Origin of the sequence: Burkholderia sp. IT-111MI5, from assembly GCF_949752865.1 — a bacterium.
Taxonomy (GTDB): domain Bacteria; phylum Pseudomonadota; class Gammaproteobacteria; order Burkholderiales; family Burkholderiaceae; genus Burkholderia; species Burkholderia pyrrocinia_C.
The window spans coordinates 831,567-855,017 of record NZ_CATKIF010000011.1 but is presented as its reverse complement, the minus strand read 5'-3'; the positions used below and the strand labels follow the sequence as shown (position 1 = coordinate 855,017).

Genomic DNA, 23,451 nt, shown 5'->3' with positions numbered 1-23,451 from the left:
CGACCGGTTGCCGTTTCGATCGGGATCGTGCGGCTGACGGGGCGGCAAGGCGGCAAGGCGGCCAGGCGGCGCCGGGACGAATCCGATAGGGGGCAGCCCAGGGCCGGTGCATTGCGACCGGACAGGCGGCCGTCACGCGCGCCGGCATACAGGGTTGGTTGTGTATCCTCCTGACCCGCCATGCAACCGCGCTTCGGTCGTGAAAAAGCCCCCGCGCAGCAAGGCGCTGCACGGGGGCTTCGAAACCGGTCCGGCCGTGGATCAGACGGCCCGCTCGGGCGCCTGCGCGACGACTCGGGCAGCGCGCGTCGGCTTGAAACTGGCCGACCACGTCATCGCCGGCCGTTCGAACATCCGGTAGAACAGGTACGCGACCGGAATCGCGGCGGCCATGAACGCGATCGACGGCCAGATCGACAGTTGCAGTTCGGAGTGGAACAGCACCGAGCCGAGGCACACGAACAGCGGCAGGTGGATCAGGTACAGCGAGTAGCTGAAGTCGCCGAACCAGCCGAGCACGCGCAGCGGCGGCGTCGGGCGCGGCGGGCGCGCGAGCGCGCGGTACAGGAAGCACGCGAAGCCGGCCGACCACAGCTGGAACGCGCCGTACTGGCCGAAACGGAACGCGCCGCAACCGGCGGCCAGCAGCACGGCGGCCGCGACGTACCACGCGCGCGACGGCACGGCGGCCGCGCCGCGCGCCTGCTGAGCCCGCACGTCGGCGATCCATGCGCCGATCGTCCAGGACAGCCAGTACGACGTGAAGAACTGCAGGTCGTGCCGTTCGAGCAGCCACGCCGACGCGACGTTGACGAGCGCGACCGCGGCCACGACGGCCGGCATGCCGATGCGCCGGCGCAGCGCGAACAGCAGCGGGTAGATCGCGTAGAACTGCACTTCGAGCGACAGCGTCCACAGCGCGCCGTTCGACCCGTATGTGTAGCCGGCGACGCCCTGCAGCGAGAACAGGTTCACGAGGAACGCGGTGATGCCGATGTCGCGGATCTTGTGGCTGACGGGCTCGATCTGCAGGCTGACCAGGTCGAGCGCGAGCGTGAACAGCAGCGCGGCGAGCAGCACCGGGTAGATGCGGGCGAACCGGCGTGCCCAGAAGTTGGGCGCGTCGAGCCGGTACGCGGGATCGGCCGCGAGCTTGAGCGCCGCGTTGCGGTGGATGCAGTAGCCGCTGATCACGAAGAAGATCGGCACGCCGGCGGAGCCCCACGCGAACGGGAAGGTCAGGTAGCCGACGATCACGCTCGGGTCGAGCGCGCGACCGTAAGCATGATGGAAGGTCTGCATCCCGACCCAGACGACCTGGCGGCAGTGGAAATAGGCGACGAGCAGCGCCGCGAAGCCGCGCATCGCGTCGATGACGTGTTCCTTGTGATCGGCGACGGGCGGCGCGGTCAGAGACGATCCGCTGAATGCTTGCATGCGATTCGATTCCTTGCGACGGATGGTGTGGAAGACGGACGAACGGGAAGTCTCATCGTAATGCGCAAGAATTCGATCAATGAATAAAAAAATCTCGCCCGGAAATAACGGAATTCCGCATGATGGTTTTATCGGGGTTCTGAAAGCGGTTCCGCAGGCGCGTCAATTATTTACCGATTTTTTTCTGATAGTTTGAAGCTCCAGTTGATTGATGCAAGGAGCGGCAAGATGGACATGCATTGGATCGCGAGCGCTGCAGTACTGCTGGTCATGGCCGTGCTGTCGGCGTACCGCGAAGCGCTGAAGAACGAGCCGATTCGCCCGGGCCTCGAACGGGGCGGCGTGCCCTATATCGAGGAATTCGAATCGTAAGAATTTGTATCTGGAAAATCGGTAATTTGTTTCTGCTTCGGCACTCGGTCCGGCAATATCGACCGGATTGAAAGGATTATATTTTTTTCGGAAACATTGGGCAATCAGTCCATATCGAAAATGAGCGGAGTGGAATTGGCAGTGCCGTCGATTCTCGATATGCCGTTCGGAACACAATCGCGCCGGGTCGCAGGTGGACGCGGCGCAGTCAACGCAATCAGGATGCGAACATGTTGAAAGTCACCAAGGCCGTGTTCCCCGTTGCCGGTCTCGGCACGCGGTTCCTCCCGGCAACGAAGGCGAGCCCGAAGGAAATGTTGCCCGTCGTCGACAAGCCGCTGATCCAGTACGCGGTCGAGGAAGCGATCAACGCCGGTATCACCGAGATGATCTTCGTCACCGGGCGCAGCAAGCGCGCGATCGAGGATCACTTCGACAAGTCGTACGAGATCGAGGCCGAACTCGAGGCGCGCGGCAAGGAAAAGCTGCTCGAACTCGTGCGCGGCATCAAGCCGAGCCACGTCAACTGCTTCTACGTGCGCCAGCCGGAAGCACTTGGCCTCGGCCATGCGGTGTTGTGCGCGGAGAAGCTCGTGCACGGCGAGCCGTTCGCGGTGATCCTCGCCGACGACCTGCTGCACGGCGAGCAGCCGGTGCTCAAGCAGCTCGTCGACGTGTTCGACCACTATCACAGCTCGGTGATCGGGGTCGAGACGATCCCGCGCGAGGACAGCCGCTCGTACGGCGTCGTCGAAGGCCGCGAATGGGAGGAGGACATCATCAAGCTGTCGGGCATCATCGAGAAGCCCGCGCCCGAGGATGCGCCGTCGAATCTCGGCGTGGTCGGTCGTTACGTGTTCATGCCGACGATCTTCGATCACCTGCGCAAGCTCAAGCCGGGCGCGGGTGGCGAACTGCAATTGACCGACGCGGTCCAGACGCTGCTCGCGAACGAGCAGGTGCTCGCGTACCGCTACTACGGCACGCGTTTCGACTGCGGCAGCAAGATCGGCTATCTCAAGGCAACCGTCGAGCTCGCGCTCCAGCATCCGGAAGTGAGCCGCGAATTCGAGGCGTACCTGCGTACCTGCTTGCCCGCGCTGGCTGCCGTCGCGTAGGCGGCTGCGCGCTCCGTTGTTTCAGGTGGTGGTTGTTCCGTTGGCCCCGGCCGCTCAGGCGCCGGGGCTTTTTTGCATTTGCCGGTGCGCGATCGTGGTGCGTTCGGCTGGCTTGTCGTGCGGTCGGGTTCGCGTGGAGCGTGGTGCCGTGTGTGGAGCGGGGCGCTCCGGCGCGGTCCGGCGTCACGCCTGAAACCGGTGCCGAAGCACTTGCCGGGGTGTGCGGTGCGGCGTTGTTGTCGTTGCGCGATGCATTGTCGACGTTCGCGCCGGCGTCGGTCCGCCGGTTCATGACGCAGCGCCGCCGCGCGTCAGCTTCCCGGCGCTACCTGCCTCGCGGTCTTCCCGCGCATTTCCCGCCCGGTGTTTTCCGCTTCCGCGTGGCGCTCAACGCGCCGACGTACTCGGCCGCGCGACGAAATGCCGGGCGAGCATCGCGGCGATCGGCTTCTTGAAGTCGAGCAGTCTTTTTTCGAGATAGCGCCAGGACAGGTGCGCGAGCAGCACGGCGAGCGCGAATTGCAGCATCTCGGGCAGCGCTTCGCGGACGATTTCCGGCATCGGCACGTGCGCGAAGAGCGCGGGCATCACGCCGAAGCGCGTCGGAATCAGGTTGTGGAACAGGTAGAAGCCGTAGCTGATCGTACCGAGATAGACGAGCGGCGCCCAGTCGAGCAGCGCCACGACGGGATGCTCGGGTTCGCTGACGATCCACAGCATCAGCGCGCCGAGCGACGCGGACAGGCCGAGATCCGCGAGCCCCGCGACCGCGTCGGGCAGTGCCGTGCACGCAGGCAGTGCGAGGAAAAACACGACGCCTGCCGCGCCGAGCCAGCCGGGCGGGACGCGGCGCACGGCGGCCGGGCCGTGATCGGCGAGCGCGATCGCGCCGACGCCGCCGAGCGCGATCAGCGCGAAATTCCACGGGGAAAACGCGTAGATCAGCACCGGCGACGCATCGGACAGGTAGAGCGCGAGATGCGCGGCCGCGCACAGCGCGACGGCCGCGACGCCGAGTGCGACGTGTCGCGCGGCGGGCACCGCGAGCAGCGCGAGCGGTGCGATCAGATAGAACTGCTGTTCAACCGCGAGGCTCCAGAAGTGCGACGTGGAGCCCGGCCAGCCGTCCTTGACGACGCCGATCCAGTAATTCGACAGGAACGCCGCGTGCCACGCGAGCCCGAGGTTGACGCCGCGCTGGTAGAAGAGCGCGTGCGCGATCGCGAGCGCGGCGAGCAGCAGGTAGTACACGGGGAAGATCCGCAACGCGCGCTTCGCGAGGAACAGCGCGAGCGCATGGCGGCGCGTCATGGTGCCGCATTCGACCGCCCGGCGGTTGCGATGTAGTTCGCCGACGATCAGGAATCCGCTGATGAGGAAAAACGTCCACACGCCAAGCTTGCCGACGTCGACGGCAAGGACGTGGCCCTTGTGGGACAGGAAAACGAGAATGACGGCGATGGCTCGCAGGCCGTCGAGTCCTTTGACGTATCTGACTTCGCGCATGGAGGCATCCGGGCATTGAGCGAGCCCAGTATAGGTGCGCAAATATCGAACGTAATTCGCGTTCGGACGCATACGTGAAGGCGTTTTTTGACGCTCGAGCGTCGGCGAAGTCGGTCGCGCGCAACAAAACCTGCGGGAAACCCCGCGAAAACGCATAAAAGTACTGCACGAAGCGTCAAGGCGCTTGTAGAATCCGGCGTTGAAGCGTGCGCAGTGCACGCTTCGTGTATCCAACGAACGACCACACCTGGTAGGAGAAACATGGCGACTTCCGCAAAAAAGGTGGCCAAGAAGGCTGCCGCCGCACCGGCCAAGAAAGTGGCTGCTAAGAAAGTAGCGCCCGCGAAGAAAGTAGTGGCCAAGAAGGCCGCCGTCGCGAAGGCGCCCGCTGCTCCGACGCCGCTGAAGGACAAGTTCACGAAGGCATCGCTCGCAACGCACATCGCTGAGCGTGCAGCCGTGGAAGTGAAGGCGGTCAAAGCAGTGCTCGTCGCACTCGAGAACGTCGTGCTGGGCTCGGTCCACAAGAAGGGCGCAGGCGAGTTCACGCTGCCGGGTCTGCTGAAGATCACGGCACAAGTCGTGCCGGCGAAGAAGAAGCGCTTCGGCAAGGATCCGTTCACGGGCGAAGAGCGTTGGTTCCCGGCGAAGCCGGCCAGCGTGCGCGTGAAGGCACGTGCGCTGAAGAAGCTGAAGGACGCGGCGGCGTAATGCCGCGCAACGGCTGCGAATGCATGTCGGCAGCCGTTGCGATGTCCTGCGATCCCCGTACGCGAAAGCGTGCGGGGATTTTTATTGCGCCGCGCAAATCGCGCGGCAGCGAAAACGCGAAGCGCCGGCGATGCGTGGTTCGATGCGTGCCGCGTGCCGCGTGCCGCGTGCCGCGTGCCGCGTGCCGCGTGGCGAATGGCGTGCCGCGCTTGCGCAATGACGGACGGCAATCGTCGTCCGCGCGTGCCGTTATACCGCCGCAGCCCGTCGCTCTCGTCGCCTCACCTCGTTACCTCGTCGCTCTCGCTGCATCTGTTGCGTGCGTATCGTGAGGCCCGCGCATCGTGACTGAATTCGTCCCGTCTGAAATCGCCGGGCAGGTCGCTACCGCGCGCGCCGCGCTCGAGCGGCATCTCGGTGCGACGCTGGATGCGATCCACCTGTTCGGTTCGGCGCTCGACGGCGGCTTGAAACCGCGCAGCGACATCGACCTGCTGGTGACGGTGGCCGTGCGACCCGACGAAACGGCGCGGCGTGCGCTGATGTTCGACGTGCTCGCTGCGTCGGCGCCGCCCGGTCACGCAGGCGGCATGCGCGCGCTCGAGGTCACCGTCGTCGCGCACGGCGACGTGGTGCCGTGGCGTCATCCGGCGCGACGCGAACTGCAGTTCGGCGAGTGGCTGCGGCGCGATCTCGAAGCAGGCATCGTCGAACCGGCGCTCGCCGATCACGATCTGGCGATCCTGTTGACGAAGGCGCGGCAGCACAGTGTCGCGCTGGTCGGTCTGCCGGCGGCCACGCTATTCGAGCCGGTGCCCGCCCGCGACTTTGTCGCCGCGCTTCTCGCTACCGTTGCGCAGTGGAATGCCGAACCGGACTGGCGCGGCGACGAGTGCAACGTGGTGCTAGCGCTCGCACGCATCTGGTACAGCGCGGAAACCGGCAGGATCGCGCCCAAGGACGTCGCCGCGGCATGGGTGCTGGAGCGCCTGCCGGCCGCTTACCGGCCGGTTGTAGCGGCTGCGCGTGCCGCCTATCTCGATGGTGAAGCGGGCGCGGCGATCCTGTCGGGCGAACCGCTCGCCGCGTTCATCGGCTACGCGCGGCGGACCGTCGAATCGATGCTGTCGGCGTAGCGGCGGATGCCACGGTGCGCGCGATCGGCTTGCGGGCCGGCACCTCGCGGATCATCAGCGTTTTCGCAGCCGCCGCACGCGCAGCCGCCGATCCGGGCACTCGCCGGCGACGCGCGACACGCTTGACCGGCACGCCGTCACGCATCCGCGGCACGACGCGCTTCGTCAACCCGCCGTGCCCGCATAGGCAGCCTTCAGCGCGGCGTCGTCGAACTTGGTCATCTGCATCATCGCTGCGGCCACGCGTGCCGCCTTGACCGTGTCGCGATCGGCCATCATCGGGATGAGCGCTTCCGGAACGATCTGCCACGACACGCCGTAGCGGTCCCTGAGCCAGCCGCAGCCGTCGGCCGTGCCGCCGCTGTCGAGCAGGGCGTTCCAGTAGCGGTCGAGTTCCGCCTGGTCGGCGCAACTGACCAGCAGCGAAATCGCGTGGTTGAACGTCTCCGTGCGCGGGTGGCTCATCGCGATGAACGGCTGCCCGAACAGCTCGAACTCGACCATTCGCGTACCGTCGGTGCCGGACACCGACGTGACGCGCACGACGCGTGAATCCGGAAAGATGCCCGCATAGAAGGCCGCTGCTTCCTCGGCTTCCGTCGAGTACCAGAGAAAAGGCGTGATCTTCTGAATCGTCATGGCGAATCTCCTGTCTGTAGTGGCCGGGCCGCAAACCGCGTGCCGCCGTCGATACGACGGACGACGGCCGCCGAATTCGACACACGTGGGGCGAATGGCCGTCGCGCCGGATGAGCGGCGCCGACAGTGCGGATGGTAGTCGCCTGGAGGAAAGACGGCGACCTGGCGGGACACCCGGAAGCGGCATTTGCAGCGCTTTGCAGCCGCCAGGCGCCGTTACCGGCCCGCCGACGTGCGTCGGCATCGGCTTCGTTCGCCGGCCCGTACAGGCGCTGCGGGCACGCGTGAGACGGACGAAAAAAAGCCAGCTGCGGCCGAAACCGGAGCTGGCTTTCCAGTTCGGCGGCATGGCGTCGGAGACGCCATGCACGCCGGATACATCGTTTTTAGAACTTGTGGCGAATGCCGAGTGCGACCATTTCGGCCGAGCTCTTGCCGGCGAAGCCGTACGAAGCGATCGACGCTTGCGCGCTTTGCTGCACGCCGTCGACGAGCTGCGTGCCGCTCGCGTGCTGGTATGCGCCAACCAGGTAGATGTCCGTGCGCTTCGACAGCGAGTAGTCCGCGCCGACGCCGACCTGGTGGTACTTCGCGGACGTGTCGCCGCTTGCCTTCGTGTACGAGTAGCCGAGGCCCAGCAGCAGCGGCGGCGTGACCTGGTACGTCACGAACGCACGGCCCGTGTTGTACTTTTCGGTCGAGCCGAAGCCCGAGAACGCGTCCGGCTTGTACTGTGCGTTGCTGTAGCCGAGGCCGAACGTCACCGGGCCGATCGCGTACTGACCTGCAACTTGCGCGATGGCGATCGACTTCGCCGTGGCGTAACCCGAGTTGATCGGGCCGTCGATGATGTTGTCGGACGTCGTCGAGCCCCAACCGCCGCGCACGGGCGTGGTCGTCGGCGACGGGTTGTTCGCGTAGAAGTAGCCTGCGGCAACGCCGACCGGGCCGTTGTTGTAGGCGGCTGCAACCGACCAGGTCTGGCCCGCGCCCGTCTTGCCCGCTACACCGCCGAGGGCGTACATGCCTTCGACCTGGAAGCCTGCGAAGACCGGCGACGTGTACTTGATCGCGTTGCTGACGCGCAGGCTGTTGTCGTTGTTGTCGACGTCGCCCGGCGTGGCCATCACGCTGCCGAAATAGTTATCGGCCGTGACTGCCTGGACCAGGTCGACCAGCGGGTCGTACTGGCGGCCGAGCGTCAGCGTACCGTATTGCTTGCTGTCGAGACCGACGAATGCCTGGCGACCGAAGATGCGACTCGTGCCCGACGGGCTTTGGCCGAGTTTGCCCGTACCCGGATCAAAGCCGTTTTCCAACTGGAAGATCGCCTTCAGGCCACCGCCGAGGTCTTCTGCGCCCTTCAGGCCGAAGCGGCTGCCTTGCAGGTTGCCCGACAGCATTTGCCACGAGTTGTTGGCTTGACCGTCATTGCCGTGCACCCATGCGATCGACGTATCGATCACGCCGTACAGCGTCACGCTCGACTGAGCGTGCGCAGCGCCAGCGGCGCCCAGCAGGGCGAGCGAGAGGGTCGAGAGAGCAAGTTTCTTCATCGTTGAGATTCTCCACGCAAGTGATTCATCGTTATTTGTTGCGGATTGGAGAATAGCTCAGTGCCATCCACGCAAGAAAGCTTAAAAAATAAAGTGTCTCGAAAAGGTAACAGCGTGGAAAAGTCCATATATATCAAGCACATCAACGACTGTTCCTGTTTTTGAAATAGTTGACAATTGCTGCGGCGCGATTGTTTCAATGCTTGATGCACATTGCGGCAGACGTACTGTTTCGGCCGGTTGGAGCAGCGAAATGAGCGCTTGCAAACGTTTGCCGTTGCAACTGCGAACGCGCCGACGTACGAGAAACGCGTCAACGCCGCGCGAATGCACGGCGGACAGCATGGTTGCCAGGAGTCGGGCGGATGTGCGAGGGGGCATTGGCGGCGCGCGCGATGCCGGCGCGCAGCCGCTTTGCGGAGGAGGCGGGTGAATCAGTCGTTGTGCATGCGATCGGTCTGAGCGTGTACGGCCGGTGCGATACCGGCGGGCCGGTGCGCGTTGCCGCGCGCCGCCGCGAATTCCGCGCCGAGCAGCAGCACGATCGCAGAGAAGTACAGCCACATCAGCAGGACCGCGAACGATCCGGCCGCGCCGAACGCACTGGCCGTGCCTGCATGCGCGAGGTACAGCGCGAACAGCTTCTTGCCGCCGGAGAACAGGATCGCGGACACCACGCCGCCGACCGCGGCGTCGCGCCACGCGACGCGCGCATCGGGCAGGAACTTCATCAACGCGGCGAACGCGCCGGCGAGCACCGCGATGCCGACGAAGAACTGCACGAGGTTCGTGACGACGACATACGGCGAATCGCCCAGCAGCCAGGTGCCGACGAACGTGATCGCAGTGTCGAGCACGAGCGACACGATCAGCAGGAACGCGACGCCGAGCACGAGCCCGAACGAGATCAGCCGCACGCGCACGAGCCCGAGCATGCTCGACCAGCGGTTTTCGGTGGCCGGCCAGATCACGCTGAGCGCGGCGCTGAGCGACGCGAACGTGGCCGACGCGCCGACCGCGAGCGCGGCGAACGAGATCAGCGTCGCGAGGCCGCCGCGCTCGCCCGCGCGGTGCGCGTTCTGCACGATCGTCTGGATGCTGGCCGCCGCGTCGTCGCCGATCAACTGGTGCGCCTGTTCGAACACCTGGCCGCGCGCGGCGTCGTCGCCGTAGAACCAGCCGGCCACCGCGATCACCATTACGAGCGTCGGCGCAAGCGAGAACGCGGAGAAAAACGCGATGCCCGCGGCCATCGACGAGCAGCGGTCGGACGAGAAGCGCTTGAACGCGGTGAGGGCCCAGTTGGCCTGTTGCTGGGCAAGACGGGTTGCTTCGGAAGTGATCTGTCGTTTCATGACGGTTAGGTTGCGCGCGGAACGCGGATCATCGTTGGTAATCAGACAATTCAGCATTGATCCGAGGATTCGATCATAGTTGCTCGAACTGTCTATAATTCCTTTCAGTTTCCTCCACCCCACAATAACGCCGAGACCACCATGCTACAAATGTCCCGGCGCCAGTTCCTGAAGGTGACGGCCACGTCGCTTGCCGGATCGAGTCTTGCCCTGATGGGCTTTTCTCCATCCGAAGCGCTTGCCGAAGTCCGACAGTACAAGCTGGCGCGCACCGTCGAAACGCGCAACACCTGTCCTTACTGCTCAGTGGGTTGCGGCATCCTCATGTACAGCCTCGGAGACGGCGCGAAGAATGCGCAGCCGAGCATCATCCATATCGAGGGAGATCCCGACCATCCCGTCAATCGCGGCACGCTGTGCCCGAAGGGCGCGAGCCTGATCGACTTCATCCACAGCCCGAACCGCCTGACGCACCCCGAATACCGGGCGCCCGGCTCGGACAAGTGGGAACCCATCTCGTGGAACGACGCGCTCGACCGGATCGCGAAGCTGATGAAGGCCGACCGCGACGCGAACTTCGTCGAGACGACGGAAGACGGCGCGAAGGTCAACCGCTGGCTCACGACCGGCATGCTGGCCGCGTCGGCGGGCAGCAACGAGGTCGGCTACCTGACGCACAAGACTATCCGTAGTCTGGGAATGCTCGCATTCGACAATCAGGCGCGTGTCTGACATGGCCCGACGGTGGCAGGTCTTGCCCCGACGTTTGGCCGTGGAGCGATGACGAACCATTGGGTCGACATCAAGAACGCGGACGTGATTCTCGTGATGGGCGGCAATGCAGCCGAGGCCCATCCGTGCGGTTTCAAGTGGGTAACGGAGGCGAAGGCGCACCGCAAGGCGCGGCTGATCGTCGTCGACCCGCGCTTCACGCGTACGGCCTCGGTGGCCGATTACTACGCGCCGATTCGCACCGGCACCGACATCGTCTTCCTGGGCGGCGTCATCAACTATCTGCTGACGAACGACAAGATCCAGCATGAGTATGTGAAGAACTACACGGACTTCACGTTCATCGTGCGCGAGGATTTCGCGTTCAACGACGGCATCTATTCCGGCTATGACGCAGAGAAGCACGCGTACCCCGACAAATCGAGCTGGGACTACGAGCGCGGCGACGACGGATTCGCGAAGGTCGACCCGACGCTGCAGCATCCGCGCTGCGTGTACAACCTGCTGAAGCAGCACTACGCGCGCTATACGCCGGACATGGTTGCGCAGACCTGCGGCACGCCGAAGGAGAAGTTCCTGAAGGTGTGCGAGATGCTCGCGACGACGGCCGTGCCAGGCCGCGCCGGCACGATCCTGTACGCGCTCGGCTGGACCCACCACTCGGTCGGCGCGCAGATGATCCGCACCGGCGCGATGGTGCAGCTGCTGCTCGGCAACATCGGCATCGCCGGCGGCGGGATGAACGCGCTGCGCGGCCACTCGAACATCCAGGGGCTGACCGACCTCGGGCTGATGTCGAACCTGCTGCCGGGCTACATGACGCTGCCGATGCAGTCCGAGCAGGACTTCGAGGGCTACATCAAGAAGCGCACGCAGCTGCCGCTGCGGCCGAACCAGTTGAGCTACTGGAAGAACTACAAGGCGTTCCACGTCAGCTTCATGAAGTCGTGGTGGGGCGATGCGGCGACCGCCGAGAACAACTGGGGCTACGACTACCTGCCGAAGCTGGACAAGCAGTACGACCTGCTGCAGGCGATCGAGCTGATGAATGCCGGCAAGATGAACGGCTACATCTGCCAGGGCTTCAACCCGCTCGCGGCGGCGCCGTCGAAGGTGAAGACGGCCGCAGGGCTCGCGAAGCTGAAGTGGCTCGTCATCATGGATCCGCTCGCGACCGAGACGTCCGAGTTCTGGAAGCATCACGGCGACTACAACGACGTCGATGCGTCGAAGATCCAGACCGAGGTGTTCCGTCTGCCGACCACGTGCTTTGCGGAGGAAAACGGCTCGCTCGTCAGTTCGAGCCGCGTGCTGCAATGGCACTGGAAGGGCGCGGAGCCGCCGGGCGACGCGAAGAGCGATCTCGAGATCATGTCGGGGCTGTTCCTGCGCATGCGCAAGATGTATCAGGCAGACGGCGGCAAGTATCCGGACCCGATCGTGAACCTGACCTGGCCGTATGCGAATCCGGCAAGCCCGACGCCGGAAGAGCTCGCGATGGAGTTCAACGGCAAGGCGCTCGCCGACTTGCCCGACCCGAAGGATCCGACCAAGACGCTCGTGAAGAAGGGCGAGCAGCTCGCCGCGTTCGCGCAACTGAAGGACGACGGCACGACCGCGAGCGGCTGCTGGATCTTCTGCGGCGCATGGACGCAGGCCGGCAACCAGATGGGGCGGCGCGACAACTCGGATCCGACCGGCATCGGCCAGACGCTGAACTGGGCGTGGGCGTGGCCGGCGAACCGGCGGATCCTGTACAACCGCGCATCGTGCGACGTGAACGGCAAGCCGTTCGATCCGACCCGCAAGCTGATCGGCTGGAACGGCAAGGCGTGGGCGGGCCCCGACATTCCGGACTTCAAGGCGGACGAGCCGCCCGAGAACGGGATGGGGCCGTTCATCATGAACCCGGAAGGCGTCGCGCGCTTCTTCGCGCGCGCGGGGATGAACGAAGGTCCGTTCCCCGAGCACTACGAGCCGTTCGAGACGCCGATCGGCACGAACCCGCTGCACCCGAACAACCCGCAGGCGCTGAACAACCCGGCCGCCCGCGTGTTCCCGGACGACCGCGCGTCGTTCGGCAAGGCACCAGAGTTCCCGCACGCCGCGACGACTTACCGCCTGACCGAGCACTTCCACTACTGGACCAAGCATGCGCGGCTGAACTCGATCATCCAGCCCGAGCAATTCGTCGAGATCGGCGAAGACCTCGCGAAGGAAGTCGGCGTCGCGCACGGCGAACGCGTGAAGGTGTCGTCCAAGCGCGGCTACATCATCGCGGTCGCACTCGTCACGAAGCGGATCAAGCCGCTGACGGTCGACGGCAAGAAGGTCCAGACGGTCGGCATCCCGTTGCACTGGGGCTTCAAGGGTCTGACGAAGCCCGGCTATCTCGCCAATACCCTGACTCCGTCCGTGGGTGACGGCAACTCGTACACACCGGAATTCAAGTCGTTCCTGGTGAAGGTCGAAAAGGCGTAAGGGGAAAGAGATGGCATTGCAATCGCTGGATATCAAGCGCGTCTCGGCCACCACGACGCCACCGCCCACGGTGCGCGAACCGGTGACCGGGAGCGTCGCGAAGCTGATCGACGTATCGAAGTGCATCGGCTGCAAGGCATGCCAGACGGCGTGCATGGAGTGGAACGACCTGCGCGACGAGGTCGGCACCAACGTCGGCGTGTACGACAACCCGGCCGACCTGACCGAGCACTCGTGGACCGTGATGCGGTTCTCCGAATACGAGAACCCGGCAGGCGACCTCGAATGGCTGATCCGCAAGGACGGCTGCATGCACTGCGAGGATCCGGGCTGCCTGAAGGCGTGTCCGTCGCCGGGTGCGATCGTGCAGTACAACAACGGGATCGTCGATTTCCACGAGGAGAACTGCATCGGTTGCGGCTATTGCGTGACCGGCTGCCCGTTCAACGTTCCGCGGATCTCGAAGAAGGATCATCGCGCGTACAAGTGCACGCTCTGTTCCGACCGCGTCGCGGTCGGCCAGGAACCGGCCTGCGTGAAGACCTGCCCGACGGGCGCGATCGTGTTCGGTACCAAGGAGGACATGAAGCAGCACGCGGCCGAGCGGATCGAGGACCTGAAGGAGCGCGGCTTCGAGCATGCGGGGCTGTACGACCCGCAGGGCGTCGGCGGCACGCACGTGATGTACGTGCTGCACCACGCCGACAAACCGTCGCTGTACCACGGGCTGCCCGACAACCCGTCGATCAGCCCGATGGTGAAGCTGTGGAAGGGCATCGCGAAGCCGCTCGCGGTCGCCGGCATCGCGCTGACGGCGCTTGCCGGGTTCTTCCACTATGTCCAGGTCGGTCCGAACGAGGTGAGCGACGACGAGGAATCGGCCGCGCGCGACGAGGCGCGACGCATCAAGGAGGACGCGAAATGAAGCACGACGACCCCAACCTGATCGTCCGCTACTCGGCGAACGAGCGTACGAATCACTGGATCACCGCGATCACGTTCGTGCTGCTCGCGCTGTCCGGGCTCGCGCTGTTTCATCCGTCGATGTTCTGGCTGACCGCGCTGTTCGGCGGCGGCCAGTGGACGCGGATCCTGCATCCGTTCGTCGGCCTCGTGATGTTCGTGTCGTTCGCGATCCTGGTCGTGCGCTTCTGGCACCACAACGCGCTCGACGCGGACGACCGGCAGTGGCTGAAGCAGATCGGCGACGTGCTGACCAACCAGGAAGACAAGCTGCCGCCCGTCGGGCGCTATAACGCCGGGCAGAAGCTGCTATTCTTTACGTTGGTGGCATGCCTGCTGTTGCTCCTGCTGTCGGGGATCGTGATCTGGCGGCGCTACTTCTCGTTCTACTTCCCGATCGGGGTGATCCGCGCGGCCGCTGTCGTGCATGCCGTGGCGGCCTTCGTGCTGATCGCGAGCATCATCGTGCACATTTACGCGGCGTTGTGGGTGAAGGGCTCGATCGGCGCGATGGTGCGTGGCACCGTCACGCTGGGCTGGGCCCGCAAGCACCACCCGAAGTGGTTCCGTGAAAGCGTGAAATAACGCACCGGAGCGGGGCGGTTCGCCGATCGCGGCGGGCCGCTCCGTCAGCCGTCGGAACTGCCCGAAGCGCCGATCCGTCGGCGCTTGTTTATTTGGAATACATTTCTGTGACACAACGCATTCTCGAACCGACCGAGATCTCGGCACTCGATCATTCGGCCATTCCGCGCTTGCGCCTGCCGGAGCGCGCCACCGCGTTTGCGGCGCGCGCCGCGCGGCTGCGCAAGCTTGCCGACCTGAACCCGATCAGCGGCTACCTGCGGCTGATGGCCACCGTCGCCGATGCGCAGCACGCGACATTGCAGACGCTGGAGCTGCCGCTGCCGTCGAAGGAAGCGATCGCGCGTGCGCAGCAGCATTCGATGCCGCTCGTGCCGGCGCTCGACGGCGAGCGCGATCCGCGCTGGCGCGCCGTGCTGTACGAACTGCTCGATCGCGTCGAAGGCGCCGGGCTCGTCAATCCGTCGCTCGCGAAGCTGCTCGACCGGCTGCGCCTGATGGCGCCCGCCGAACTCGACGCGCAGGCCGACGCGATCCTCGCGCTGCGTTTCGCCGAGGTCGACCCGGCCACCGCGCCGTTCCTGATGGCCGCGCTGCAGGTCGTGTGGACCGATCTCGCCAGCCGCGTGACGCCGGCCGACGTTCCATATCTCGACCAGCCGGGGCTGTGCCCGGTGTGCGGCTCGCACCCGGTCGCGAGCGTCGTGCGGGTCGGCGGCCAGTTCCAGGGCTACCGTTTCCTGCAATGCGGGCTGTGCACGACCGAGTGGCACATGGTGCGCACCAAGTGCTCGCACTGCGATTCGACGAAGGGCATCGCATACCACGGGATCGAGGGCGGCAGCGAAGCCGTCAAGGCCGAATCGTGCGACGAGTGCAAGACCTATCGCAAGATCGGCTACCAGGAGAAGGACTACGAATTCGAGCCGCTGGCGGACGATCTCGCGAGTCTCACGCTCGACCTGCTGATGAACGAGGCCGGATACCAGCGCAGTTCGCCGAACCCGCTGCTGTGGCCGGACGTGTCGCGGGAAGCGGATTGACGGCACGGGGCCGGGGGCGGTGCGCGAGCGCCGGCCCCGGCCGACTGCGAAGCATGAGACTGGAGCCACTACTACGTGACCGAACCGGGTGTGAATGAACTGAATGCGGTGCTGGCGCGCGTGCCGTCGGTCGAGCGCGTGCTGTCGTCGGCACCGCTGCAACCGCTGCTTGCCGACCATGGCCGCACGCGCGTGCTGAATGCCGTGCGCGCCGAACTCGAACGCTGGCGTACCGCCGCGCAGCACGATCCGGCGGCGGCCGAGCCGCTCGACGAGCCGCGCATCGCCGCGGCCGTCGCGCGCATGCTGGCCGCACAGAGCGCCGGTGCCGTGCGCGCGGTGTTCAACCTGACCGGCACCGTGCTGCATACGAACCTCGGGCGCGCGCTGCTGCCCGACGAAGCGGTGCGCGCGGTGATCGACGTGCTGACGCGGCCCGTCAACCTCGAATTCGATCTCGCCACGGGCCGTCGCGGCGATCGCGACGACCTGATCGACGATCTGTTGTGCGAACTGACGGGCGCGGAAGCGGCGACCGTCGTCAACAACAATGCGGCGGCCGTGCTGCTGACGCTGTCGGCGCTCGCGACGAAGCGCGAAGTCGTCGTATCGCGCGGCGAGCTGGTCGAGATCGGCGGCGCCTTCCGGATTCCCGACATCATGAGTCGCGCTGGCGCCAGGTTGCGCGAGGTCGGCACGACCAACCGCACCCATCTGCGCGACTACGCGGACGCGATCGGCCCACGCACCGCGCTGCTGATGAAGGTGCACTGCAGCAACTATGCGATCAGCGGCTTCACGAAGGAGGCGACGCTCGCCGAACTCGCGCCGCTCGCGCGCGAGCACGGGCTGCCGGTCGCCGTCGATCTCGGCAGCGGCACGCTCGCCGACCTGTCGTTATGGGGGCTGCCGCACGAGACGACCGTGCAGGAAACCGTCGCCGACGGCGCAAACGTTGTCACCTTCAGCGGCGACAAGCTGCTCGGCGGGCCGCAGGCCGGCCTGATCGTCGGCGATCGTGCACTGGTCGCGAAGATCAAGAAGCATCCGCTCAAGCGCGCGCTGCGCGTCGGCAAGCTGACGCTCGCGGCGCTCGAGCCCGTGCTGCGTCTCTATCAGGCACCCGAATTCCTGCGCGACCGGCTCACGACTTTGCGCCTGCTGACGCGTCCGCAGCGCGAGATCGCCGAGGCTGCCGAACGCGTGCGCCCGGCGCTGCAGGCCGCGCTCGGCAACGGTTTCGACGTGACGGTCGAACCGATGTTCAGCCAGATCGGCAGCGGCGCGCTGCCGGTCGACCAGCTGCCGAGCGCCGGGCTCGTCGTGCGCACGCCGGACGGCAAGCGCAGCGGCCGCGCGCTTGCGCAGCTCGAGAAGCGGCTGCGCGAATGGCCGCGCCCGGTGATCGGCCGCATCGCCGACAACGCGCTGCGGCTCGACCTGCGCTGCCTCGAAGCCGCCGACGAAGCGGCATTCGTCGCGCAATGCGTGCCGCCCGCGGAGCCCGCTGCATGATCGTCGGTACCGCGGGACACATCGATCACGGCAAGACGACGCTCGCGCGGGCGCTGACGGGCGTCGATACCGACCGGCTGAAGGAAGAGAAGGCACGCGGCATCTCGATCGAGCTCGGCTACGCGTATACGCCGCTCGAGAACGGCGACGTGCTCGGCCTGATCGACGTGCCGGGCCACGAGAAGCTGATCCATACGATGGCGGCCGGCGCGTGCGGGATCGACTTCGCGCTGCTCGTGATCGCCGCCGACGACGGCGTGATGCCGCAGACGCGCGAGCATCTCGCGATCCTGCAGTTGCTCGGCGTCACGCACGGCGCGGTCGCGCTGACGAAGTGCGATCGTGTCGACGCCGCGCGCGTCGCCCAGGTGCGCGACGAGATCGCCGCATGGCTGCACGACTCGACGCTGGCCGGCGCGCCGATCTTCGAAACCCGTGCGACGGCCGTGGACGATCCGGGCGTCGCCGCGTTGAAGCGTCACCTGGCCGACGCGGCGATCGCGTGGCGTGCGCGCCGCGACGACGGCCTGTTCCGGCTCGCGGTCGATCGCGTGTTTACGCTCGCGGGGCAGGGGACCGTCGTGACGGGCACCGCGTTCGCGGGCCGCGTCGCGACGGGCGACACGCTCGCGATCGTGCGCACGGGCGGCGCGGCGCGCGTGCGCAGCATCCATGCGCAGAACCGGCCGGTCCAGGCCGGCCGCGCGGGCGAGCGTTGCGCACTGAACCTGGCCGGCGTCGACAAGGCCGACGTCGAGCGCGGCGATACCGTCGCCGATGCGCGGCTCGCCGCGACGTCGCCGCGCGTGGACGTCGAGCTGACGCTGCTCGCGGACGCGGGGCTGACGCTGACGCACTGGGCGCCGCTGCACGTGCATCTCGGCACGCTGCATCGCGTCGCGCATGTCGCGCTGCTCGACGGCGATACGCTCGCGGCCGGCCAGCGGATGCGCGTGCAACTGGTATTCGACGAACCGGTGTTCGCGCTGCCGGGCGACCGGTTCATCGTCCGCAATCCGCAGGCGACCCGCACCGTCGGCGGCGGTCGTGTGCTCGATCCGTTCGGGCCGGCGCGCAAGCGCCGCACGCCCGCGCGCCGCGCGTGGCTCGATGCGCTTGCCGAGTGGCTCGACGAAGGGCGCCTCGATGCGCTGCTCGCGCAGGCGCCGCTCGGCATCCCGCGCGCGATGCTCACGCACCTCACCGGTTTCGCGCCGGATGCGCTCGCATTGCCGGACGACGCGCACGCGATCGGGCAACGCGATGCCGCGTCGAACGACGGCGCGGTGATTTCGCATGCGCACTGGCGCGCGCTGCAGACGCGGGCGATCGAGACGCTGCGCGCGTATCACGAGCGCATGCCCGACGAACAGGGGCTCGACGCCGCGCGCCTGCGGCGGATGGCTGCGCCGCTTGCCGGCGATGCGTTGTGGCGTGCGCTCGTCGATGCGCTGGTGTCCGGCGGCGAAGTCGCGCGAAGCGGGCCGTGGCTGCATCTGCCGTCGCATTCGGTGAGCCTCGATTCGCGCGAGGAAGCGCTGGCGCGGCAACTGCTGCCGCTGATTCATGCGGGCCGCTTCGATCCGCCGTGGGTGCGCGACCTGGCCCGCGACACGGGCGCGGCCGAGGACGCGGTGCGCACGCTGCTGCGCAAGCTCGCGCGGCGCGGCGACGTGCACCAGGTCGTGCGCGACCTGTTCTATCACGCGGATGTCGTACGCGAGCTGACGGAACTGGTCGCGCACCTCGCGCCTTCGAGCGGCGGCGGGCTCGATGCCGCGACGTTTCGCGACGCGACGGGGCTGGGCCGCAAACGTGCGATCCAGATTCTCGAGTTCTTCGATCGGGTTGGGTATACTCGCTTCCGCCGCGATCTTCACTTCCTGCGGCCTGACAGCGGTTGGGTGGGTATTCAGGCGTAGGCGCTCGTTGTTCTTTGGGTTGTTTCCCCGAGGAAGGCATTCGTATCCGGTGGTACGGCCGGGCTTCAAATCCGGTTGGGGGTGTCAGACACTCCCGGGTAGGTTCGACTCCTGCTGCCTTCCGCCACAAGGGTTTCAGGCGTTTCGATGCGCTCCAATCGGAGCCTCGAAACGCCTGGCGGTGTGGGTTTTTCTGCCCGATTCGTGTAACCGGGTCAGGATCGCCCGATCTTCTTGACGGCTTCCGCGAGCCGATCAGTCACCAAGTGAGCGTACCGCTTGGTCGACGTCGTCGTCTTGTGCCCCAGCACCCCGGCGACCGTATAGAGGTCGATTCCGGCGTTGATCATTTCCGATGCAGCGCTATGGCGGAGGTCGTGAAACCGCATCCCCAGGTACCCCGACTTCCGTCGAGCCTTGATCCACTCGTCTTTGATCTTCCACGCCGGCTCGGTAAACTTCATGCTCCGGGCAATAACGGCGATCCGTGGATGAATCGGAATTAGCCGCGGTCGGCCATTTTTCGTCGTGCCGAGAGAGAACCCGTCCTTGGTCGGGACCGCGCGCAGGATTTCGCTCATCCGCATCCCGGAGTAGAACGCGGTTCGGATGGCGGCTCGTGTTTGTCGATGCGAGCAAGCTTTCGCGATTTCCAACATTTCGCGGCGCCCCTTGTAGACGTGGCGCTCGTCGCTCTGCTTCGGGATGACCATTTTTGCCGTCTGGTCGTATTCGATCTTCCCGATCTTGTGAGCATATTTGATCGCCGCCCGAAGGTAGCCTAGCGTGTTGTGTATCGTTCCATCGGAGCTTGGCTTCTTGGGGCGCCCTTGGCGGTCAACCTTAGCGCGCATGTATCCGGCGATCCGTGCAATGGGACTGCGTGGTGCTTCGCTTGGCAGGTTAATGCGCCGCTCAACACGGTGGTGTACGCGCTGGCAGGCGCGATGGCGGCCGGCGACCCGCTGACATCGTGGGGCAATGCTGTTCTCGAGTGTGAGCTGAAGTCGATCATGCCGGCTCACACCATTCTGATATTCGCTTACGCATAAAGAGGTCGTATGTATCGTATCGATGACGCAACCGCAGCCACTTCGCTGCCGACACCCGAGGCAGCCGGGACCGAGGGGTATTTTACGGAAGGCAATCCGGCGACCGGTACGCCAGCAACCAAGGTGCGCGCGTCGTGGTTGAACATGCTCCAGGAGGAGTTCTGTTCGATTCTCACGGCCGCCGGCATGACGCGATCGAAGACGAGCTACAACCAAGTCCTTACGGCTATCACTTCGCTCGTACGGTCGGGCTATCAGGGCGCGACACGGGTTCGGCTCACTGCGAACACAAACTTCTACGTCAACGCGTCGACGGGGAGCGACAGCAACAATGGCCTGACGTCAGGGACGGCGTGGGCTACCTTGCAGAAGGCATGGAGCGTCATCCAGCAAAATTATGACCTTGCTGGCTTCGTTGCGACGGTAAACGTCGCGGCAGGGAGCTACGCGCCAGTGGCAGGGATTGGGGCCGTCGTAGGTAGCATCTCAGCATCCTCGATTCAGTTCGTCGCTACGGGCGCCGCAACCATAACGAACACGATCCTCACGGCCTGCTTCTATGCGACCGGAGGTGCTCAGTATACGTATTCGGGGCCGTGGACGCTTATCAACAGCAATACCGGTGCATCGACTGCTCAATCGAGCGGGGCTGGCTCGATCCTGGTTCAAGGTGCAGGTGTGACGCACGGCACATCCGCGGGGTCGCATCTTCTTGCCAATGCGTACGGTCAAGTTCAGGTAACCGGAAATTATACGGTGTCAGGTTCTAGCGGATCGCACTGCAACGCGGCTAATACTGGATCGCTGGGGATCAACTCAGGGGTAACTGTCACGCTGTCCGGAACTCCCGCATTCAGCACGGCATTCGCGCAAGCGAACGGTTTGGCGCAGATCAACGCAGGCGGCGTCACATTCAGCGGTTCCGCAACTGGGACCAGGTATATTTCGCAATCGAACAGCATGGTGAACTCCAATAGCGGGGGCGCGAACTACTTCCCCGGGAGTGCTGCTGGGACCACAAACACCGGCGGTATTTATATCTGATGATTTATACTCCCCACGATCAAACCGGGAACGATTCGGGGGAGCACAAGGATGCAAACGAGAGTGGTGTTTCTGGATGGCGCTTCCCGCTATCTTGAGCATGGTATGGCAGAGGTTCAGGGATGGTTGACGCCGTGTTCGGCCTCAATCGTCGCGCACCTATCAGCGCATCAGCTGCGGCTCGGGCTAAGTGGTAACGTCGCGGAGATCGGCGTGCACCACGGCAAGCTGTTCATTCTGCTGGCCAATTTGGTCGCGCCCGACGAAGCTGCATATGCCGTCGACATTTTCGACGACCAGGACAAGAATGTCGATCGATCCGGCAAAGGTGATCGGGTGATCTTCGAAGATAACGTCCGCAAGTTCGCGCCGCACGCGAAGATCGTTGTAATCCAAGCTTCCAGTTTGGAGCTTGAGGGTACAGGCTTCATGTCGACATCGTTCCGGATGATCTCGGTTGATGGTGGTCATACCGGCCCCATCACATGCAGCGACCTGCACTTGTCCGAGAAGCAAATCGTCGGTGGAGGAATCGTCGTGCTCGACGACATCCTGAATCCGGACTGGACGGGAGTCATTACCGGATTGGTCAAGTACTTCGGTGAGGGCGGCACTCTGGTCCCGTTCGCTATGTCTGCGAACAAACTGTATCTGACGACTGGGCAAACAGAGGCGGCAGCATATGCTTCGAATCTGCGCGCATCCTTCCCGATGGCACTATCGAAGCGCTCTGTCGAATTCTTCGGATTTACTGTTGACGTTTTTAACGAGCATCCGTACTACGATCGCAGCGGCCAAGCCGGGCTGCGGAAGCGTGTGGACGATATGCATCGCGAGGTCGTGGCGATCCAACGAATGAATCTGCAGGCTACTGACGAGGTATCCAAGGCGCATGCACTCGTCGGTGCGGCCGGCCGCGAACTCGAATCGCTGCGGAGCGAGAACCAGCGATTGAAGGAAGAAATTGGCCGGCTCCAGCGTCATGGCATGAATGGCACGTTTCCTGGTGCGACCGGGGGCTCTCACGATCACGGTGGCGCCGCATTCGTGCCGCAATAGTAGACCCTTATAGTCCGAGAAAGCCGCTTCGTGCGGCTTTTTTCATTGTTGGAAGGTTCTAGGAGAGGCTATGTTTTTTGACGTCACCAATTGGTACTGGATTGTCGGAGATGACGAATCTCAGGTATGGTCGAGTCGGCGTGCAAAATTCGTCTCAATGACTGATGAGGACTACTTGGCGTGGCTTGACGAAGGCGGCAACCCGACCAAGATTGATACGATCGACAGCTTGGCCGACGTGCTACTGGTGCAATATCCCGCCGGCGCGCCTCAAACGGCCGGCGTTGTCAGGGCGAAGCGTAATGGAGCGCTCGCTGCATGTGACTGGATTGCAATCCGGCAGCTCGATGCGGGAACGCTCTCTGCCGACCAGTGGGATGCCTGGAAGGTCTATCGTCAAGCGCTCCGCGACATCCCATCTCAGAACGGATTCCCCGCCGTTGTTGCCTGGCCGTCCGTGCCTACGACTGGCGCGTAATGCTTCCTCGCCATCGCTGCTCTAGAACGTGTAGTTCAGCGTTACCAAATGCGCACCTTTCACGCCGGGCACTTGCTCGTTGTCAGCAGATCCGCCCGGCCGTGGCGCGAAGATGTAGTTGTATCGAAGGCTGAACGGTCCCTTGCTGATCGACGCTCCGGTGAGAACGCCAATGCGCAGCGAGGGCGAGGTCGAAAGCAGATGCATCGTGCCCGGAGCGCCGAGCTTCCAGCCGGGCGTTTCGACAGTCGCATGCGTCGTCCACGTGGTGCGATATAGCGCCGGCCCGGCCTCGAGGCCGAAGGTCCACCCACCACTCAGCGCCCAGTACGGTTCGACAGTCAACGCGAGTGCTTGGATGCGGCCATACGACTGGAAGTCACTCATCTGGCCGCAGTTGTTATTGAGGCACCCCTTGATCGACGGCTCGTAGCCGCCAACGAGCCCGCGCTCGGCGAAGTCGGTCGCGTCCTGCGGAGACTGGGCGCTCCATGAGATGCGTCCGAAGTTGATGTAGGTGGCATGCAGGCGCAAGCCCGGCTTCCACGAATGCGGGGCGGCTTCGATTGGCGTTGCGACCAGGCCGACGCGGAATGCGGGCGCAGTGGTCGGGGCGCTATAGGGGAAGCCGGGGCTGTAGTAGATGCCCGGGCCTTGGCGGGTGTAGGACGATGCTCCTACGCCCGCCTCGAATTCGAACCACGATTCCGCGCGCGCCTGCGTGGCTGCCGCGCAGCCGAGCACCAT

The 23,451-nt window shown here is 65.0% G+C and carries 21 protein-coding genes and 1 tRNA gene; 14 read left to right on the top strand and 8 right to left on the bottom strand.

Annotated features, from left to right (window positions below; genetic code table 11):
- Positions 1-261 precede the first annotated feature (261 nt).
- On the bottom strand, positions 262-1,437 hold the full coding sequence (locus ACM6JT_RS12075) for an acyltransferase family protein (protein WP_105390808.1): 1,176 nt from the start codon (positions 1,435-1,437) through the stop codon (positions 262-264).
- Positions 1,438-1,665: 228 nt separating this feature from the next.
- Between ACM6JT_RS12075 and ACM6JT_RS12070 the strand changes: the two genes are divergently transcribed.
- Positions 1,666-1,809, top strand: coding sequence for a hypothetical protein (locus ACM6JT_RS12070; RefSeq protein WP_006479318.1), 144 nt, complete (start codon positions 1,666-1,668; stop codon positions 1,807-1,809).
- Between the two features lie 230 nt (positions 1,810-2,039).
- Positions 2,040-2,927 carry a UTP--glucose-1-phosphate uridylyltransferase GalU gene (galU, locus tag ACM6JT_RS12065; protein ID WP_034179975.1) on the top strand — a complete coding sequence of 296 codons (888 nt, stop codon included), beginning with the start codon at positions 2,040-2,042 and terminating at the stop codon, positions 2,925-2,927.
- Positions 2,928-3,314: 387 nt separating this feature from the next.
- On the opposite strand, the gene ACM6JT_RS12060 is transcribed toward galU, so the two are convergent.
- A complete protein-coding gene (locus ACM6JT_RS12060; RefSeq protein ID WP_034179974.1) occupies positions 3,315-4,433 on the bottom strand; it encodes an acyltransferase family protein in 1,119 nt (372 codons plus the stop codon).
- Positions 4,434-4,694: 261 nt separating this feature from the next.
- On the opposite strand from ACM6JT_RS12060, the gene ACM6JT_RS12055 reads away from it, so the two are divergent.
- Both ACM6JT_RS12055 and ACM6JT_RS12050 read left to right on the top strand, forming a co-directional pair.
- The gene (locus ACM6JT_RS12055) at positions 4,695-5,144 is read left to right on the top strand and encodes an HU family DNA-binding protein (RefSeq protein ID WP_034179973.1); all 450 of its coding nucleotides are present in this window, start codon (positions 4,695-4,697) and stop codon (positions 5,142-5,144) included.
- A gap of 344 nt (positions 5,145-5,488) precedes the next feature.
- On the top strand, positions 5,489-6,280 hold the full coding sequence (locus tag ACM6JT_RS12050) for an AadA family aminoglycoside 3''-O-nucleotidyltransferase (protein WP_414856548.1): 792 nt from the start codon (positions 5,489-5,491) through the stop codon (positions 6,278-6,280).
- A gap of 165 nt (positions 6,281-6,445) precedes the next feature.
- On the opposite strand, the gene ACM6JT_RS12045 is transcribed toward ACM6JT_RS12050, so the two are convergent.
- The 4 genes from ACM6JT_RS12045 to ACM6JT_RS12030 form a co-directional block, all read right to left on the bottom strand.
- Complete coding sequence (locus ACM6JT_RS12045; protein WP_034179971.1) at positions 6,446-6,919, bottom strand: VOC family protein; 474 nt, start codon at positions 6,917-6,919, stop codon at positions 6,446-6,448.
- 386 nt (positions 6,920-7,305) lie between these two features.
- Entirely contained in the window at positions 7,306-8,475 is a 1,170-nt protein-coding gene (locus tag ACM6JT_RS12040; RefSeq protein ID WP_034179970.1) for a porin, read from the bottom strand.
- A gap of 81 nt (positions 8,476-8,556) precedes the next feature.
- Positions 8,557-8,820: a hypothetical protein gene (locus tag ACM6JT_RS12035; RefSeq protein WP_414856547.1), complete on the bottom strand. Its 264-nt coding sequence runs from the start codon at positions 8,818-8,820 to the stop codon at positions 8,557-8,559.
- Positions 8,821-8,909: 89 nt separating this feature from the next.
- Complete coding sequence (locus ACM6JT_RS12030) at positions 8,910-9,830, bottom strand: YihY/virulence factor BrkB family protein (RefSeq protein WP_131949288.1); 921 nt, start codon at positions 9,828-9,830, stop codon at positions 8,910-8,912.
- Between the two features lie 141 nt (positions 9,831-9,971).
- Between ACM6JT_RS12030 and fdnG the strand changes: the two genes are divergently transcribed.
- The 7 genes from fdnG to ACM6JT_RS11995 all read left to right on the top strand — a co-directional run bounded on the left by fdnG (position 9,972) and on the right by ACM6JT_RS11995 (position 19,198).
- A complete protein-coding gene (fdnG, locus tag ACM6JT_RS12025; protein WP_414856546.1) occupies positions 9,972-13,043 on the top strand; it encodes a formate dehydrogenase-N subunit alpha in 3,072 nt (1,023 codons plus the stop codon).
- A gap of 10 nt (positions 13,044-13,053) precedes the next feature.
- Positions 13,054-13,968, top strand: coding sequence for a formate dehydrogenase subunit beta (gene fdxH, locus ACM6JT_RS12020; RefSeq protein ID WP_414856545.1), 915 nt, complete (start codon positions 13,054-13,056; stop codon positions 13,966-13,968).
- A complete protein-coding gene (locus tag ACM6JT_RS12015) occupies positions 13,965-14,591 on the top strand; it encodes a formate dehydrogenase subunit gamma (RefSeq protein WP_059599523.1) in 627 nt (208 codons plus the stop codon). The genes fdxH and ACM6JT_RS12015 overlap by 4 nt, the downstream gene beginning before the upstream one ends.
- 107 nt (positions 14,592-14,698) lie before the next feature.
- Positions 14,699-15,634 carry a formate dehydrogenase accessory protein FdhE gene (fdhE, locus tag ACM6JT_RS12010; RefSeq protein WP_414856544.1) on the top strand — a complete coding sequence of 312 codons (936 nt, stop codon included), beginning with the start codon at positions 14,699-14,701 and terminating at the stop codon, positions 15,632-15,634.
- A gap of 75 nt (positions 15,635-15,709) precedes the next feature.
- The gene (gene selA / locus ACM6JT_RS12005) at positions 15,710-17,149 is read left to right on the top strand and encodes an L-seryl-tRNA(Sec) selenium transferase (protein ID WP_034179964.1); all 1,440 of its coding nucleotides are present in this window, start codon (positions 15,710-15,712) and stop codon (positions 17,147-17,149) included.
- Entirely contained in the window at positions 17,146-19,071 is a 1,926-nt protein-coding gene (selB, locus tag ACM6JT_RS12000) for a selenocysteine-specific translation elongation factor (protein ID WP_131949286.1), read from the top strand. The genes selA and selB overlap by 4 nt, the downstream gene beginning before the upstream one ends.
- A 31-nt stretch (positions 19,072-19,102) precedes the next feature.
- A tRNA-Sec gene (locus ACM6JT_RS11995) sits at positions 19,103-19,198 on the top strand.
- A gap of 88 nt (positions 19,199-19,286) precedes the next feature.
- Here the strand turns inward: ACM6JT_RS11995 and ACM6JT_RS11990 are convergent.
- Positions 19,287-19,925, bottom strand: a complete 639-nt coding sequence (locus ACM6JT_RS11990) for a tyrosine-type recombinase/integrase (protein ID WP_414856543.1) — start codon at positions 19,923-19,925, stop codon at positions 19,287-19,289.
- 207 nt (positions 19,926-20,132) lie between these two features.
- On the opposite strand from ACM6JT_RS11990, the gene ACM6JT_RS11985 reads away from it, so the two are divergent.
- The 3 genes from ACM6JT_RS11985 to ACM6JT_RS11975 all read left to right on the top strand — a co-directional run bounded on the left by ACM6JT_RS11985 (position 20,133) and on the right by ACM6JT_RS11975 (position 22,704).
- On the top strand, positions 20,133-21,167 hold the full coding sequence (locus tag ACM6JT_RS11985; RefSeq protein WP_414856542.1) for a hypothetical protein: 1,035 nt from the start codon (positions 20,133-20,135) through the stop codon (positions 21,165-21,167).
- A gap of 51 nt (positions 21,168-21,218) precedes the next feature.
- The gene (locus tag ACM6JT_RS11980; protein WP_414856541.1) at positions 21,219-22,226 is read left to right on the top strand and encodes a class I SAM-dependent methyltransferase; all 1,008 of its coding nucleotides are present in this window, start codon (positions 21,219-21,221) and stop codon (positions 22,224-22,226) included.
- A gap of 70 nt (positions 22,227-22,296) precedes the next feature.
- The gene (locus ACM6JT_RS11975) at positions 22,297-22,704 is read left to right on the top strand and encodes a tail fiber assembly protein (RefSeq protein WP_414856540.1); all 408 of its coding nucleotides are present in this window, start codon (positions 22,297-22,299) and stop codon (positions 22,702-22,704) included.
- Between the two features lie 21 nt (positions 22,705-22,725).
- Here the strand turns inward: ACM6JT_RS11975 and ACM6JT_RS11970 are convergent, their stop codons facing one another.
- The gene (locus tag ACM6JT_RS11970; protein ID WP_414856539.1) at positions 22,726-23,451 is read right to left on the bottom strand and encodes a hypothetical protein; all 726 of its coding nucleotides are present in this window, start codon (positions 23,449-23,451) and stop codon (positions 22,726-22,728) included.

Bases quoted from the DNA above. Each gene is read 5' to 3' on its own strand.
- ACM6JT_RS12055 (WP_034179973.1), top strand. From the start codon at position 4,695: ATGGCGACTTCCGCAAAAAAGGTGGCCAAGAAGGCTGCCGCCGCACCG.
- ACM6JT_RS11970 (WP_414856539.1), bottom strand. From the start codon at position 23,451: ATGGTGCTCGGCTGCGCGGCAGCCACGCAGGCGCGCGCGGAATCGTGG.
- ACM6JT_RS12045 (WP_034179971.1), bottom strand. From the start codon at position 6,919: ATGACGATTCAGAAGATCACGCCTTTTCTCTGGTACTCGACGGAAGCC.
- ACM6JT_RS11975 (WP_414856540.1), top strand. From the start codon at position 22,297: ATGTTTTTTGACGTCACCAATTGGTACTGGATTGTCGGAGATGACGAA.
- ACM6JT_RS12060 (WP_034179974.1), bottom strand. From the start codon at position 4,433: ATGCGCGAAGTCAGATACGTCAAAGGACTCGACGGCCTGCGAGCCATC.
- ACM6JT_RS11990 (WP_414856543.1), bottom strand. From the start codon at position 19,925: ATGCGCGCTAAGGTTGACCGCCAAGGGCGCCCCAAGAAGCCAAGCTCC.
- ACM6JT_RS12070 (WP_006479318.1), top strand. From the start codon at position 1,666: ATGGACATGCATTGGATCGCGAGCGCTGCAGTACTGCTGGTCATGGCC.
- ACM6JT_RS11980 (WP_414856541.1), top strand. From the start codon at position 21,219: ATGCAAACGAGAGTGGTGTTTCTGGATGGCGCTTCCCGCTATCTTGAG.
- ACM6JT_RS12035 (WP_414856547.1), bottom strand. From the start codon at position 8,820: ATGCTGTCCGCCGTGCATTCGCGCGGCGTTGACGCGTTTCTCGTACGT.
- selB (WP_131949286.1), top strand. From the start codon at position 17,146: ATGATCGTCGGTACCGCGGGACACATCGATCACGGCAAGACGACGCTC.
- ACM6JT_RS11985 (WP_414856542.1), top strand. From the start codon at position 20,133: ATGTATCGTATCGATGACGCAACCGCAGCCACTTCGCTGCCGACACCC.
- ACM6JT_RS12075 (WP_105390808.1), bottom strand. From the start codon at position 1,437: ATGCAAGCATTCAGCGGATCGTCTCTGACCGCGCCGCCCGTCGCCGAT.
- galU (WP_034179975.1), top strand. From the start codon at position 2,040: ATGTTGAAAGTCACCAAGGCCGTGTTCCCCGTTGCCGGTCTCGGCACG.
- ACM6JT_RS12040 (WP_034179970.1), bottom strand. From the start codon at position 8,475: ATGAAGAAACTTGCTCTCTCGACCCTCTCGCTCGCCCTGCTGGGCGCC.
- fdxH (WP_414856545.1), top strand. From the start codon at position 13,054: ATGGCATTGCAATCGCTGGATATCAAGCGCGTCTCGGCCACCACGACG.
- ACM6JT_RS12030 (WP_131949288.1), bottom strand. From the start codon at position 9,830: ATGAAACGACAGATCACTTCCGAAGCAACCCGTCTTGCCCAGCAACAG.
- ACM6JT_RS12015 (WP_059599523.1), top strand. From the start codon at position 13,965: ATGAAGCACGACGACCCCAACCTGATCGTCCGCTACTCGGCGAACGAG.